Annotated in this window: 10 protein-coding genes and 1 pseudogene; 7 read left to right on the top strand and 4 right to left on the bottom strand. The window is 73.5% G+C overall.

Going from position 1 to position 14,977, the window contains the following annotated elements; all coding sequences use genetic code 11:
* Positions 1-65 precede the first annotated feature (65 nt).
* From ACN265_RS29510 to ACN265_RS29500, 3 genes are all read right to left on the bottom strand, one after another.
* Positions 66-2,045 carry a DEAD/DEAH box helicase gene (locus tag ACN265_RS29510; protein WP_421410731.1) on the bottom strand — a complete coding sequence of 660 codons (1,980 nt, stop codon included), beginning with the start codon at positions 2,043-2,045 and terminating at the stop codon, positions 66-68.
* Positions 2,046-2,288: 243 nt separating this feature from the next.
* Positions 2,289-4,103: a hypothetical protein gene (locus ACN265_RS29505; RefSeq protein ID WP_421410730.1), complete on the bottom strand. Its 1,815-nt coding sequence runs from the start codon at positions 4,101-4,103 to the stop codon at positions 2,289-2,291.
* A gap of 132 nt (positions 4,104-4,235) precedes the next feature.
* Positions 4,236-5,804: an NlpC/P60 family protein gene (locus ACN265_RS29500; RefSeq protein WP_421410729.1), complete on the bottom strand. Its 1,569-nt coding sequence runs from the start codon at positions 5,802-5,804 to the stop codon at positions 4,236-4,238.
* A 248-nt stretch (positions 5,805-6,052) separates the two neighbouring features.
* On the opposite strand from ACN265_RS29500, the gene mqnE reads away from it, so the two are divergent.
* The 3 genes from mqnE to ACN265_RS29485 all read left to right on the top strand — a co-directional run bounded on the left by mqnE (position 6,053) and on the right by ACN265_RS29485 (position 8,243).
* Entirely contained in the window at positions 6,053-7,222 is a 1,170-nt protein-coding gene (gene mqnE / locus ACN265_RS29495; RefSeq protein WP_204925742.1) for an aminofutalosine synthase MqnE, read from the top strand.
* 23 nt (positions 7,223-7,245) lie between these two features.
* Entirely contained in the window at positions 7,246-7,686 is a 441-nt protein-coding gene (locus tag ACN265_RS29490) for a hypothetical protein (RefSeq protein ID WP_204925743.1), read from the top strand.
* Between the two features lie 284 nt (positions 7,687-7,970).
* The gene (locus ACN265_RS29485) at positions 7,971-8,243 is read left to right on the top strand and encodes a DUF4229 domain-containing protein (protein WP_204925744.1); all 273 of its coding nucleotides are present in this window, start codon (positions 7,971-7,973) and stop codon (positions 8,241-8,243) included.
* Between the two features lie 514 nt (positions 8,244-8,757).
* Here the strand turns inward: ACN265_RS29485 and ACN265_RS29480 are convergent.
* A complete protein-coding gene (locus ACN265_RS29480) occupies positions 8,758-10,170 on the bottom strand; it encodes a peptidase C39 family protein (protein WP_421410728.1) in 1,413 nt (470 codons plus the stop codon).
* A gap of 204 nt (positions 10,171-10,374) precedes the next feature.
* Here ACN265_RS29480 and ACN265_RS29475 point away from each other — a divergent pair.
* The 4 genes and pseudogenes from ACN265_RS29475 to ACN265_RS29460 form a co-directional block, all read left to right on the top strand.
* A pseudogene (locus ACN265_RS29475) lies at positions 10,375-11,682 on the top strand (M14 family zinc carboxypeptidase); the annotation flags it as partial.
* A gap of 360 nt (positions 11,683-12,042) precedes the next feature.
* Positions 12,043-12,981, top strand: coding sequence for an ABC transporter substrate-binding protein (locus ACN265_RS29470; protein WP_421410727.1), 939 nt, complete (start codon positions 12,043-12,045; stop codon positions 12,979-12,981).
* A 97-nt stretch (positions 12,982-13,078) separates the two neighbouring features.
* Positions 13,079-14,113 (top strand): FecCD family ABC transporter permease, encoded by a 1,035-nt coding sequence (locus ACN265_RS29465; protein WP_420117136.1) that lies wholly within the window; start codon positions 13,079-13,081, stop codon positions 14,111-14,113.
* 55 nt (positions 14,114-14,168) lie between these two features.
* Complete coding sequence (locus ACN265_RS29460) at positions 14,169-14,960, top strand: ABC transporter ATP-binding protein (RefSeq protein ID WP_421410726.1); 792 nt, start codon at positions 14,169-14,171, stop codon at positions 14,958-14,960.
* Positions 14,961-14,977: the final 17 nt, after the last annotated feature.

The raw sequence follows: 14,977 nt of genomic DNA, 5'->3' as shown, positions 1-14,977 counted from the left end.
AGGTGCTCCGGGGCGGCGTCGGAACCGCAGGGGATCGTGGCCGGGTCGGCCCGCTCCCGATTCGATCAGTGGGTACGCGCCGGCGGCCGGCCGCCGAAGCCCCGCCGGTCGTCACGCGGCCGGTCGTCACGGACCAGTCCCTCGGTGCGGAACCCGCCCCGACGGTCGGTGCCACGCGACTCGCCGCCGCCGAACCGACGCTCACCGGACCGCTGCTCGCCCCGGGCATCCCGGTCGCCGAAACGCGGCTCACTGCGCTCGCCGAAGCGCCGGTCGCCGTAACCCCGGTCGCCGCGATCGCCGTAGCTCCGGTCGGTCCGGGGACGCTCGGCATAGCCGCGATCGCCGCTCGGCCGCTCGCGGTAACCGCCACCGGTCCGCTCGCCGAAGCCCTGCCCGCCGCCGGTCCGCTCGCCGAAGCCGGCACCGCCGGTCGGGCGGTCACGGTAGCCCCGCTCGCCGCCGCTGCGGTCGCTGTGATCGCGGTAGCCGCCGGTGCGGTCGCGGTAGCTCCGGTCGCCGCTCCCGGTCCGGTCGCCGTAGCCCCGGTCGCCGGTGGGGCGGTCGTCCCGGGCCGCGCGGTCACCGTAGGGCCGGTCGCCGTAGCGACGGTCCCCGGTCGGCCGGTCGCCGCCCTGACCGCCGTAGCCCCGCTCCCGGGCCGGCCGTTCCCCGCCGTAGCCGCCGCGGCCGTCCCGGCTGCCGCCGTGGCCCCGGTCGCCGCCGTAGCCCCGGGCGTCCCGGTCGCCGAAGCGGCGCGGGCGGTCGCCCTGCCGGCGCGGCTCGGGCTCCTCGCGGACCGGGACACCGCTGGGCTCGCGGGCACCGGTCAGCTCGGCGAGCACCGCGTCGCCGACCCGCACCCGGGTCTCGGCCGGCTCCACACCCGCCTTCTCCAGCATCGCCAGCGTGGTCCGCCGCTGCTTGGGCAGCACCAGCGTGGCCACCGCGCCGGACTCGCCGGCCCGCGCGGTACGCCCCGCCCGGTGCAGGTAGTCCTTCGGGTCCTTCGGCGGGTCGATGTGCAGCACCAGGGACACCCCGTCGACGTGGATGCCCCGGGCCGCCACGTCGGTGGCGACCAGCACGTCCATCCGTCCCTCGCGGAACTCGGCGAGGGTCTTGGTACGCATCCGCTGGGTCTTGCCGCCGTGCAGCCCACCGGCCCGTACGCCCACCGCGCCGAGCTGTTCCACCAGCCGGTCGACACCGAGCTGGGTACGGGCGAAGAGCATCGTCCGGCCGGACCGGGCCGCGATCGACGCCGCCACGGCGAACTTGTCGTGCGGCGGGATCAGCAGCAGATGGTGGTCCATCGTGGACACCGAGGCGGTCGACGGCGCGGTGGAGTGCGTCACCGGGTCGGTCATGAACCGCTTGACCAGGGCGTCGACGTCACCGTCCAACGTGGCCGAGAACAGCAGCCGCTGGGCGCCCGCCGGGGTCTTGGCGAGCAGCTCGGTGACCTCGGGAAGGAAGCCCATGTCGGCCATCTGGTCGGCCTCGTCGAGGACGGTCACCTCGACGTCGTCCAGGACGCAGACGCCCCGGTTGATCAGGTCACCGAGCCGGCCCGGAGTGGCCACGACGATCTCGACGCCCCGGCGCAGCGCGTCGATCTGCCGGTCGTACGGCACGCCGCCGACGGCGGTCTTGAGGAAGATCCCGACGGCCTTGCCCAGCGGCAGCAGCGCGTCGTTGACCTGCATCGCCAGCTCACGGGTGGGGACGAGGACCAGGGCGCGCGGGTGCAGCGGCCGGGCCCGGTTCAGCTCGGCCAGCCGGGCGACGATCGGCAGGCCGAAGGCGAGGGTCTTGCCGGAGCCGGTCTGGCCCCGGCCGAGGACGTCCCGGCCGGCGAGGGCGTCGGGCACGGTGGCCCGCTGGATCTCGAACGGGGTGGTGATGCCCTGCCGGGCGAGGGCGTCGACGAGCTGCCGGGGCAGACCCAGGTCGGCGAAGCCGACGGGGGTGGCCGGGGTGACGTCGTCGGTCGGGAGGTCGTGGACGGACGGACTGGTGCCGGGGTCAACGGAGGTGGTCAAGAAATGCCTTTCGAGCGGGGCGCATCTTCGCGATGGCCCGCCGCAGCATGGGTACGCCGCCGAATCGCCCGCAAGATCGCCCAGGGGCACGCCACGCGTGCCGGGTCAGTGATCCCGACAAGTGTACGGCGCTCCGGCGACGTCGCCAGTGTGCCCCGAGACGGTAGTGGGCGGACTCACCCGTTCCGGGCATCCCCCACCTGCCTGGCCGGTCCCCTTCACCGGCGTCGCCGGCGGCCGGCCTCACTGGGACAGCATGCCGCCGACCAGCCCGTCCATCACGTCGTTGGCGAGCAGGACGACGAGCACGCTGATCGCCACCAACAGCCCCAGCGAGGCGGCGAGCACGATCACCACCCGGGTGGTCCTGGACTTCGGGGCCGGCGTGTCGGACCAGCCCTGGGCCAGGATGTGCCCGGTCAGCGAGCCGGAGTTCTCCACCGGGTTGCCGGCCGGGAAGGCGATCGTGGCGTGCGCAGGGCCGTCGGTGCCGCCGTAGCCGACGCTGGCCAGGTCCGGGCCGCCCTGGTAGGGCGTACCGGAGGAGGGGCGGGTCGTGCCGCCGGCCGTGCGACGTGGTGCGGGCCCGGATGCCGGCCGATTGGGCAGTGCGGGAGCCGGTACCACCGGCAGCGCCGAGGTCGCGCCGTCACCCACCGGGTCGGGCACGACCGGGGCCCGGAACGTCGGCATCGCCGAACCGGCTGCTCCCGCGCTGCCGGCATCCGTTCGGCCGGTACCCGCCGGGGCGGGAGGCGCGGAGGTGGGCGGGGCGAAGGCGGAGGGTGCCGGGGATGCAGCGGCCGGCGGGGCGAACGCGGAGGGCGACCCGAAGGCCGGCGGGGTGAAGCTGGCGGGTGCCGGGGGCGCGGAGGCCGGCGGGATGAGGCTGGCGGGTGCCGGCGGCGCGGAGGGCGTCGCGGCCGGGGGTGCGGAGGTGGGCGGCCGGAAGACGGGGGAGGTCGCGGCAGGGGGCGCGGAAGCCGGGGGTGCCGAGGCCGGGGGTGCCGAGGCGGGTGGGGCGACGGTGCCGCCGGTCGTGGGCACGGTGGCGGAGGCGCTGGCCCGGAAGGTCGTCGGGGTGGCGGGCACGGCCGGGGGCGGGGGGAACGGGGGCGCCGGCATCGGGCCGGGCGGTGGTGGGGGCGGGGGCACCGCCGGACCAGGGGGCGGCAGCGGCGGCCCCGGTACGGGTGGGACCGGGCCGGGTGGGACCGGAACGGGACCCGGCGGTGGACCGGGCAGCGGCGGGACCGGCGCGGGGAACGGGCCGGGGGCCGGCGGCTCGGGAGTGACCGGGCCCGGGGCCGGCTCGGGTGTGGGGGCCGGCAACGGTTCGGGGGTGGGCTCCGGCTCCGGCGTCGGCGGGGTGGGGGGCTGGACCGGCTCCGGGGGCTGCGCGGGCTCGGGTGGCTCCGGGTTGACAGGCGTCGACCGGTACACCCCGGGGGCGGCGTCCCCCGCGCGGATGCCCGCGTCGGCCGCCGCGCCCTCCGCCTCGGCGGCGGAGACCCGGCTGAGCCCGGGGACGGAGACGCTGGCCCGTGCCGGACGGCCGTCCGAGCTGTCGCGCTGCCCGGGAACGGCCGCCGGTCCGACCGGGACGGGGCTGCCGTCGGCGGGGTCGTCCGGGGCGGATGCCCGGGAGGTCGGGCCGCCCGGGGTCGGGCCGCTCGGGGTCGGGCCGCCCGGGGTCGGGCCGCCCGGGGTCGGGTCTCCGCTGGCGGAGCCGTCCGGCTCGGGTGTTCGGGAGGCCGGAACGGCCGGCTCGGCGGCCGGGGTGCCGGCCCGGTAGGTGGTCGCGGTCGCCGGCCCCGCCGTCAGGTCGCCACCCTCGGGTGGGGCGGTCACGGTACGTACGCTGGCCGTGGCGCGGGCCGTGCCGTCGACGGGCGGGCCGGGCCGGACCGGGGTGCTGGTGACCCGGTCGGGGCGGGGCGGGGCGTCGACGGGTTCCGGGGTGGCCCGCCCGGCGTCGTCGGTACGGGCGGCGGGTTCGGCCGGGTCGGGCACCGGTCCCTGGTCGACGTGCCCCACCGGAACCTCTTGCTCGCCCATGCTCGCCCTCCGCGCACCCTCGCACCCGCGTCCCGCGAACGGTGACCGGATGTGCCTCGTGTCACCGTGCCACATCTCGTCCCGTCGGCACAGCCGGAGTGCCGATGGGACGGTCGGGACGGTGCCGGCCGGTCAGCTCCCGGTGCTCGCCGAGGCACCCGCCGACGCCGGGGCGGACGCCGACCGGCTGCTCTCCACCGCGCCGCTGTCCTCCGGGCTCGGGGTGCCGGAACCGGTGAGGCTCGGCGTCGGGTCGGCGGTCCTGGTCGGCGTGGGGGTCGGCGGCGCGGAGGTGACCGGCGGCCTCGGGGTGGTCGGCGGCTTCGTCGGCCCGGTGGTCGGCCCTCCGGTAGGCCGGGGCGTGGGCGTGGTCGGCTTCGGCGAAGCCGTGGTGGGCTTCGGCGTGGGGGTGGTGGGCTTCGGCGAAGCCGTGGTGGGCTTCGGCGTGGGCGGCGGGGTGACCGGGGCCCCGGGGCTGGTCACCGCGCCGACGACCCGGGTGGAGGCGTAGAGGCCGGACCACCGCACCTGGGAGATCTTGACCACGTCTCCGCTGCGGGGTGCCTGCACCATCCGCCCGTTGCCGATGTACATCGCGACGTGGTGGATGGTCGTCCAGCTGCTACCCGAGGCGAAGAAGAGCAGGTCGCCGGGGAGCAGGGCGCTCTGCGAGACCGTCCGGCCACGGGTGGCGTAGTACTGGTCGCGGGCGACCCGGGGCAGGTCGTAGTAGCCGGCCGACCGGTAGGCCGCCCACATCAGACCGGAGCAGTCGAACCGGTCCGGGCCCTCGGCCGCCCATAGGTACGGGTCGCCGAGCTGCGCCAGCGCGTACCGCACGGCGGCGAGCGCCTGCGGGCTGGCGTTCAGGCCGCTGCTGCTCTGTCCCTCGACGTACGCCGACCCGAGCTTCTGCTCGGCGGCCTCCTGCTGCTTCTCCAGGGCGATGAGCTGGGCCTGGTTGTCGGCCCGCAGCTTGGCGATCTTGGCATCGTTGTCGCGCAGCGCCTTCTGCACCGCGGCGAACTGTTCCTCGGCGCGCCGGACCCGGTCGGTGGCGGCGGTGACCGCCTGGGCGGCGACCTGCTCGGCCGTACGGGCGCGGGAGAGTTCGCCGGCCGCCGCCGTGGTCTCGCCGTCGGCCTGCTCGCCCCGGGAGACCCGTTGCAGGACGCTCAGCCCGTGCAGGTCGCGGGCGAACTCGCCGGGCGGCAGGGCGGCGGCGGCCTTGAAGGCGTTCGCGGCGACGGCGTTGGCCTGCTGCTCGGCCACGGTCAGCGCGCCCCGGGCCCGGGTCAGCTCGCTCTGCACGCCGGTGAGCTGCACCCGGGCGTCGTCGCGCTGCTTCTCAAGCTGGAGGAGCTGGTCGGCGAGCTGGCCGTTCTGCGCGGTCAGCGTGTCGATCTGGGACAGCAGCGGGCTGGTCGGCAGGCCGCCGACGGGCGCGGTCGGGCTGCCGGGCTGGCCGACGGTCGGGTAGCCGGGGGCCGCCGCGCCGGGCAGTTGCAGCGAGCCGGTCGCCACCGGCCGGGAACCGGTGTCCGGGACGGTGTTGGGCAGGGCCGGGTCGGCGTAGACCGGGGTGGCCAGGGCCATCGCGGCGACCGCGCCGAGCAGGGCCGACCAGAGCGCCGGACGCAGCACCGGGGAGATCACCGGAACCCGTCGTCGCTGCCGTCGCCTGTGCCCGCTGTCGACCATTCCGCTCCCTGATGCCGCGTGATGGTGCCACCGCGTGAGGTGGGGCGCGGCGACCCGGAACGCCGCCGGTGTGCGCCGCGTCCCATCCTGTCTTACCGCACCGGGACAACGATGTCGATGCGGTAGCAGCTTGGAGAACCCTGGGAGTACGGGTGAGGTAGGTCGCTGGCGGTGCCCGTCCTGCCGACCTGTCGGTCGTCCGACGTAGGCTCGATCGGGACCGCAGGTGGAAGGGACGTGGCTTTTCGATGGACGCCGGACTCAAGCGTGAGCTCGAAGAGAAGGTGTACGCGGGGGAGCGACTGACCCGCTCGGACGGGATCGCCCTCTACGAGAGCGACGACCTGACCTGGTTGGGCCGGCTGGCCCACCACCGGCGTACCGAGTTGAACGGCGAACGGGTGATGTTCAACGTCAACCGGCACCTCAACCTGACGAACGTCTGTTCCGCCTCGTGTGCGTACTGCTCCTTCCAGCGCAAGCCGGGCGAGAAGGACGCATACACGATGCGTATCGAGGAGGCGGTCCGCAAGGCCAAGGAGATGGAGGACGAGCAGCTCACCGAGTTGCACATCGTCAACGGCCTGCACCCCACCCTGCCCTGGCGCTACTACCCCAAGGTGCTGCGCGAGCTGAAGGCGGCGCTGCCCAACGTCAAGCTCAAGTGCTTCACCGCGACCGAGGTGCAGTGGTTCGAGAAGATCAGCGGCCTGTCGGCCGACGAGATCCTCGACGAGCTGATGGACGCCGGCCTGGAGTCGTTGACCGGTGGCGGCGCGGAGATCTTCGACTGGGAGGTCCGCCAGCACATCGTCGACCACAACTGCCACTGGGAGGACTGGTCGCGGATCCACGCGCTGGCCCACGCCAAGGGCATGAAGACGCCGGCGACGATGCTCTACGGCCACATCGAGGAGCCCCGGCACCGGGTCGACCACGTGCTGCGGCTGCGCGAGTTGCAGGACGAGACCGGCGGGTTCGCGGTCTTCATCCCGCTGCGCTACCAGCACGACTTCGTCGACTCGGCGGACGGCAAGATCCGTAACCGGATCCAGGCGCGCACCACGATGGCGTCGCCGGCCGAGTCGCTCAAGACGTTCGCGGTCTCCCGGCTGCTGTTCGACAACGTCCCGCACCTGAAGAACTTCTGGGTGATGCACGGCCTGTCGGTGGCCCAGCTCTCGCTCAACTTCGGCGTGGACGACCTGGACGGCTCGGTCGTCGAATACAAGATCACCCACGATGCCGACTCGTACGGCACCCCGAACACCATGCACCGCGACGACCTGCTCAACCTGATCTGGGACGCCGGTTTCCAGCCGGTGGAGCGGGACACCCGCTACAACGTGGTCCGCGAGTACGACCGGGCGCCGTCGCTTTCGTCTCGGCGTGCCGAGCCGCAGCAGGTCTGGGCCTGACCCGGCCGTATGCTCGTCACACCATGACCGGACAGCAGCCGACCGCGCAGCAGCGCAGCGGGTTTCCCCGCCGGGACGCCGAGGGACGCATCCTGACCCTGGGTGACCTGCTCGGGGTGAGCCTGGCCGGTTGGGTGATCGGCGTGCTGGCACTGGTGCTCTTCGACTGGGCGTTCGCGGTGGCCGGCGCGGGCGACTTCGGCCGTACCAACGGCTGGCTGGCGGTGATCCTGCCGGCCTGGCTGTTCTGGGACGACTTCCGGGCCTGGGACTTCGGTGCGGCCCGGGTGGTGGCGGCCCTGTCCGCCGCGGTGGTCGCGGTGCTCGCCGGGCTGCTGGTGGCGGGCCTTGCGTCCGGGCTCGCGCCACTGCTCACCGGCGGGCTGGCCGCACTCGCGTTCACCGTCGGGTACGCGGTCCTCTGGTTCCAGGGCGTGCACTGGCTGGCCCGACGCACGGGCTGAACCACCGGTGTCGGAGCCCCGACGCAGAAGCAGGAAATGGGGAAAGACATGAGCGCGAGGAGTGAGCGGGTTGTGCGAGCCCCGCAGTCGCGAGTCGAGGCGGTCCGGTGAGCGCGAGGAGTGAGCGGGTTGTGCGAGCCCCGCAGTCGCGAGTCGAGGCGGTCCGGTGAGCGCGAGGAGTGAGCGGGTTGTGCGAGCCCCGCAGTCGCGAGTCGAGGCGGTCCGGTGAGCGCGAGGAGTGAGCGGGTTGTGCGAGCCCCGCAGTCGCGACTCGAGGCGGTCCGGTGAGCGCGGCGGTCAAGTACACGTTGGCCCGGATCGGGCTGTTCCTGCTGGTCGTGGTGGCACTGTGGCCGGTCGGGATGAACCTGTTCCTCAAGCTCATGGTGGCATTGATCTTCTCGGCCGCCGCGTCGTTCTTCCTGCTTCGGGGCTGGCGGGACCAGATGGCCGAGGAGGTGGCCGCCGCCGCGGAGCGACGTCGGGCGGAGAAGGAACGGCTGCGTTCCGCGCTGGCCGGCGACGACCACCCCGTCGAGGGTGACCCCCGCCCCTGACCTCCCGCCCCCGCCCTTGACCTCCCGCCCTCGCCCCCGCCCCCTGACCCCCCGCCCGACCCGCGCACTCGTTCGTGCCCTGCGCGTTCGCGCGCTGCCCGGCCCGCATCGGTCGCGCGCCCCGCTGCGCGGCCGGGCGACTCTGAGATCCACCCCAGAGCAGCGAAGTAGCGGTATCACTGAGCAGTGATACCGCTACTTCGGCTCACCTGAGTGGATCTCTCGGCCGACCGGGGCGGATCTGGGCCTGGTCGGGCGAGAAATCCAGTCAGGGTTGGCCAGTGGCGTATCGCCGAAGGGTGATGCCGCTGTTTCGGCCCCTGAGCACATCGCTTCGAGGCTGGCCCGGGTGGATCCGGGCCTTGGCGGCCAAGATCCACTCTAGGGTGGCGAAGTAGGGGTGTCGCCGGGCGGTGATGCCGCTACTTCGGCCCACGGGAGTCGATCATCCGACCGGCCGACTGCGGCCGCCGCCCACCCGCCCGACGGGATCTCGGGCGGGTGGGGGTGGGGGTCACCAGTTGGTCGAGCCGGGGACGACCGGCCAGGGGCGGTCGGTCGGCTTGATCAGGTAGGCGATGCCGCCTGATCCGCCGGCCACCGTGCCGTCGGCCCGGTGCCGCTTGGTCCGTAGCCAGATCTGCTCGAACTGGTCGCGTCGGTAGACGTTGCGCACCTCGGCGTTGGACGCGGACGCCGGGTCGTTGACGATCACGTCGCCGTCGGCGGTGAAGCCGACGATCACGAACAGGTGCCCGGAGGTGCCGTAGTTCGACCCGTCCAGCTCGGTGTCGAGGAAGGACTGCGAGGTGACCACGGGGATGCCGGCGCGGATGAAGCGTTCCGCCTCGTCGAGGGAGTGCAGCCGGGTGACCCGTGCCTCGATGCCGGGGAAGCTGGCGGCGTACGCGGTGTTGAACGGCCAGTTGCCCGCGCCCTCGTACTCGCTGTCCCAGGTCATCCGGGCGGCGTGGACGACCTGCGGGTCGGGGTGGCCGGGGTCGATCCAGGACAGGTCGGCCGCCGACGGGAGCTTGCCGTAGTACTCCAGCACCATCGTGGTGGACGTCGGGCTGCACCAGACCTGGCCGCCGCCGCCCCACTCGGGGTAGCTGCCCCGGTGGATCATCTGGGAGCGGGCCGGCACCGGCAGTTCGGTGCCCCAGGCGATGCCACCCCGGCTCGGCGGGACGGTGAACCGGTCGGGCACGTGTGAACTCATCGCGCCGAGCATCCGGACCCGGGGCGCTGCGGCCTGGCCGGGTGCGCGGTAGAGGGTCAACCGGAGCTGGTACGACCGCAGCAGCACCCCGGCGTCCGCGTCGTCGATGGCGAACGTGTCGGTCCACACGCTGGACCAGGGGTCGCCCTGACCGTCCAGGGTGGCCCTCCCGATGTCCCCGTCGCCGGAGGCCCAGCGGGCCATGACGTACCACGGGGTGTGGTCGCCGGTGGAGTAGGTGCCCTGGAGTTCGACCTGGAGCCAGGTGCCGGCGGGGGTGTCGGCGTTCCAGGAGGCGACCAGTTCGGTGGCGTCGAAGCCGATCGGGGTGGGCGGGGAGGTCCAGGTGGCGTATTCCCAGGTGCGGGTGGTGCCGGTGTGTTCGTCGGTGAACTCGGTGGTGCCGGCGGGGCGGCCGATGGTGAGACCGGCGTGGTGGCCGGGTGCGGCGTGGGTGCCCCGGTGGGTGCCGGCCCGCCAGTCGGGGTAGCGGGACCACTCCTGGAAGGTGATCTGCTCGTCGTGCCCACCGGCGGGCGGACGGTCCCCGGCGGGCGGACGGTCCCCGGTGGGCGGGTGCGTTCCGGTGGGCGGGTTCGTTCCGGTGGGTGACGGGCCGCCGGCCCGGACGGGTGCGGTGCTGGCGAGCAGGGTGAGGGTGGCGACGCCGACCAGGGCGACCGTGCGCAGGACTCTGCTGGACATGGCAACTCCGCAGGGTGGGGAATCGTTGCCGTTCACTGTCCCGCTTGGCAGGAAGCTTCGCCAGAGGGTGTCGTCAGGAAAACCATTGCCGATATGACGATCCGGTCGGGATGGTTGGGGATAGTCACAGATATTGATATGACCATGTGACTGCTGGTGGAGTGGGCGCACAACGGGATACCCCGTACCCCGAGGAGGATGTTCATGGCCTTCCGCACCTCCCCCTTCCGGCGTCGCCTGGCGCTCGCCGTCGTCGCCGGCCTCGGCCTCACCGCCGTCGCCACCGGGCCGGTCTCCGCCCGCCCGGCCCCGGAGCCCGAGCCCACCGCCGTCAGCTACCGCGTGCTGGGTCCGCGTACCCTCGCCGACCGCAACGCGGTCGCCCGCACCGGCGCGGCCATCGACTCCGCCGAGCACGGCGTGCTGTACGTCTCGGCCAACCGGTCCGAGGCCGCCGCCATCACCCGGCTCGGCTTCCGGCTGGAACGGGAGGTCGAGCCGGCCCCCGCCGAGGGTGCCCGCGCCAACGCCTTCCCGCCGGCCGACTCGAACTACCACGACTACGCCGAGCTGACCACCGTGGTCAACCAGGTGGTCGCCGACCACCCGGCGATCGCCCGCAAGATCAGCATCGGTCGGTCGTACGAGGGTCGCGACCTGATGGCGGTGAAGATCTCGGACAACGTCGGCACCGACGAGGCCGAACCGGAGATCCTGTTCAACGCCCAGCAGCACGCCCGCGAGCACCTGACCGTCGAGATGGCGATCTACCTGCTGAACCTGTTCACCGACAGCTACGGCACCGACTCGCGGATCACCAGCATCGTCAACTCCCGGGAGATCTGGATCGTCCCCACGGTCAACCCGGACGGCAGCGAGTACGACATCGCCACCGGCTCCTACCGGTCCTGGCGCAAGAACCGGCAGCCCAACAGCGGCGCCGCGGCGGTCGGCACCGACCTGAACCGCAACTGGGGCTACAACTGGGGCTGCTGCGGCGGCTCGTCCGGCGCGCCGTCGTCGAGCACCTACCGGGGGCCGTCCGCCTTCTCCGCGCCGGAGACCAAGGCGCTGCGGGACTTCGTCAACAGCCGGGTCGTCGGCGGGGTGCAGCAGATCAAGGCCAACATCGACTGGCACACCTACTCGCAGCTGGTGCTCTGGCCGTTCGGCTACACCACGGCGAACACCCCCAGCGGGATGACCGCCGACCAGTACAACACCTTCGCCACCCTCGGGCAGCGGATGGCGGCCACCAACGGCTACACCCCCGAGCAGTCCAGCGACCTCTACATCACCGACGGCGACAGCCTCGACTGGATGTGGGCGACCCACAAGATCTGGGCGTACACCTTCGAGATGTACCCCGGGTCGTCCGGGGCCGGCGGCGGCTTCTACCCGCCCGACGAGGTGATCCCCGCGCAGACCTCCCGCAACAAGGAGGCGGTGCTGCTCCTGTCCGAGTACGCCGACTGCCCCTACCGGGTGATCAACAAGCAGAGCACCTACTGCTGAGTTACCGGACGTCATTCCCGGGTGGGGTCCCGTAAGCCCCCGACGGGGCCCCACCCACCCCCTCCCGTCCGGACGATCTTCGCTGGTGGTGCGCTACCGTGGCACCCGATCGACCGCAGCGAAGCCGGTGCGAAACCGGCGCTGTCCCGCAACTGTGATGACCCACCCAGGCTCCCCGCCCCGCGCCGGAGCCGCCGCGACGCCCGGCCCGACGTGGCCGGCGTCGCCGTGTGTGGGGACGAGCCAGGTCGCCTGCGGTCGGTCGCGACACGCGCTCTCGAGGAAGGGCGCCTCGCGGACGGGCGCGCACCACGCTCCCTGTCGGCGAAGCACGCTCCTCGACCGACAGGAGGCCAGATGTCCCGACGTACCCCCCGGCTGTTCGCCGCGACCCTCGCGGTGGCCGCCCTCGCCCTCGGCGCGTGCGCCGAGAAGACCTCCGACGACACCCCTGCCGCCGGCAGCAGCTCCGGCGCGGCGGCCTTCCCGGCCACGGTGGGCAACCTCACCCTCGACAAGCGGCCCGAGAAGATCGTCTCGCTGTCGCCCACCGCGACCGAGATGCTCTTCGCCATCGGGGCCGGCAAGCAGGTCACCGCCGTCGACGACCAGTCGAACTTTCCGGCCGACGCGCCCAAGAGCGAACTGTCGGGCTTCCAGCCGAACGCCGAGGCGATCGCCGGCAAGAACCCCGACCTGGTGGTCCTCGCCAACGACACCAACAAGATCATCGCTCAGCTCACCGCACTGAAGGTCCCGGTGCTGCTCACCCCGGCCGCCGCCACCCTCGACGACACCTACCGGCAGCTCACCGACCTGGGCACCCTCACCGGCCACCCGACCGAGGCGGCCGACGTCACCGCCCGGATGAAGGACGAGATCGACAAGCTGACCAAGGACCTGCCGCAGCGGTCGACGAAGCTGACCTACTACCACGAGCTGGGGCCGGAGCTGTACAGCGCGACCAGCAAGACCTTCATCGGCTCGATCTACGCGCTGGCCGGCCTGGAGAACATCGCCGACGCCTCCGACGCCGACGGCAAGAACGGCGGATACCCGCAGCTCTCCCAGGAGGTCATCGTCAAGGCGAACCCCGACTTCGTCTTCCTCGCCGACGTCAAGTGCTGCCAGCAGAGCGCCGACACGGTCAGGGCCCGCAGCGGCTGGGCCGGCGTCACCGCCGTCAAGAACAACCAGGTCGTCGCGCTCGACGACGACGTCGCCTCGCGCTGGGGCCCGCGCGTGGTCGACCTGCTCCGGTCGATCGTCGACGCCACCGCCAAGGTACCGGCGTGACGGTCCGGTGACCGTGCGGTCCACCACACCCGCACCGGCCGGGACGCGCGACGCGTCCCGGCCGGCCCGCGTCACCGGTACGCCCCGGCCGGCCGGCCTGCGCAAGCGCTGGCTCGCCGCCGGGGTGCTCGCCGTGCTGGTGGCCCTGGTCGCCGGGGTGTCCCTCGGCCCGGTCAGCCTGCCGCCCGGCAGCGTCGCCGCCGAACTGCTCAACCTGCTGCCCGGGGTACGCCTCGACAGCGGGCTCACCGAACGCGAGATCGCGATCGTCACCGAGCTGCGGCTGCCCCGGGTGGTGCTCGGCCTGCTCGTCGGCGGCATGCTCGCCCTGGCCGGTGGCTGCTACCAGGGGGTGTTCCGCAACCCGTTGGCCGACCCGTACCTGCTGGGGGTGGCGGCCGGCGCGGGGTTCGCGGTGACCGCGGTGATCACGCTGGGCGGCGTCGGGGCGGGCGGGGCGCTGACCGGGATGCCGGTCACCATCCCGCTCGCCGCGTTCGTCGGCTCGCTCGGTGCGGTCGCCCTGACGTACCTGCTCGGGGCGGCCGGCGGGCGGGACCGTTCCCCGGCCACCCTGATCCTGGCCGGGGTCGCGGTGTCCGCGTTCCTCGCCGCCGGGCAGACGTACCTGCTGCAACGGCACTCCGACAGCATCCAGCAGGTCTACTCCTGGCTGCTCGGCCGGCTCGGCACCGCCGGCTGGGGTGACGTGCGGCTGATCCTGCCGTACTTCGTGCTGACCACCGTGGTGGTGCTGCTGCACCGGCGGGAACTCGACGTGCTCTCCGTCGGCGACGACGAGGCGAGCGGCCTCGGGCTGCACCCGCAACGTTCCCGCTACCTGTTGATCGCCGCCGCCTCGCTGGGGACAGCCGCGGCGGTCTCCGCCTCGGGGCTGATCGGCTTCGTCGGGATAATCGTGCCGCACACCGTACGGCTGCTGGCCGGGTCGAGCCACCGGGTGATCCTGCCGCTGTCGCTGCTCTTCGGCGGGGCGTTCCTGGCGCTGACCGACGTGGTCGCCCGGACCGCCGCCGCCCCCGCCGAGATCCCGATCGGCGTGGTCACCGCCCTGCTCGGCGGCCCGTTCTTCGTCCTGGTCCTGCGCACCGCCCGCCGGGTGTTCCCGTGAGCGCGAGGAGTGAGCCGGTTTTGCGAGCCCCGCAGTCGCGAACAGAGATAGTCCCGTGACTTTACCGGCGGTGCAGGTGCGGGGGCTGCACGTGCGGCTCGGTGGGGAGGTGATCCTGGCCGGCGTCGACCTGACGGTCGCCGCGGGCGAGTGGGTCACCGTGATCGGGCCGAACGGCGCCGGCAAGTCGACCCTGCTGCGCGCCGTCGGCGGCCTGCTGCCCGCCCCGGACGCGGTCTCCCTCTTCGGTACGCCGTCCGGCGCACTGCGTCGCCGGGAGCGGGCCCGGGTGGTGGCGACGGTGGCGCAGTCCCCGGTGGTGCCGGCGGGGATGTCGGTGTTCGACTACGTCCTGTTGGGGCGTACCCCGTACATCGCGCCGCTGGGCCGGGAGTCGGCGGCCGACCTGGCGGTCGTGCACGACGTCCTCGACCGGCTGGACCTGACCGGGTTCCACGGGCGGGAGCTGGCCACCCTCTCCGGTGGGGAGCGGCAGCGGGTGTTCCTGGCCCGTGCCCTCGCCCAGGGCGCCACCCTGCTGCTGCTGGACGAGCCGACCAGCGCGCTGGACATCGGTCACCAGCAGGAGGTGCTGGAGCTGGTCGACCAGCTCCGCCGGACGCACGGCCTCACCGTGCTCGCCACCATGCACGACCTCTCCGTCGCCGGCGAGTACGCCGACCGGATGGTGCTGCTCGCCGACGGCAGGGTCGTCGCGGCGGGCCCGCCCGACGAGGTGCTCACCGAGGAGTTGCTGTCCCGCCACTACCGGGCCCGGGTCCGGGTCGTCCCCGGCGACCACGGCCCGCTGGTGGTGCCGAGCCGCCCCGGCCCGCCGCGTCCCTGACCTGCGGCGTCACCGTC

The organism is Micromonospora sp. WMMD730 (genome assembly GCF_049178955.1).
Lineage (GTDB): Bacteria > Actinomycetota > Actinomycetes > Mycobacteriales > Micromonosporaceae > Micromonospora > Micromonospora wenchangensis.
Note: the sequence above shows the minus strand (reverse complement) of the source record. Positions and strands in the feature narration are given on the sequence as shown.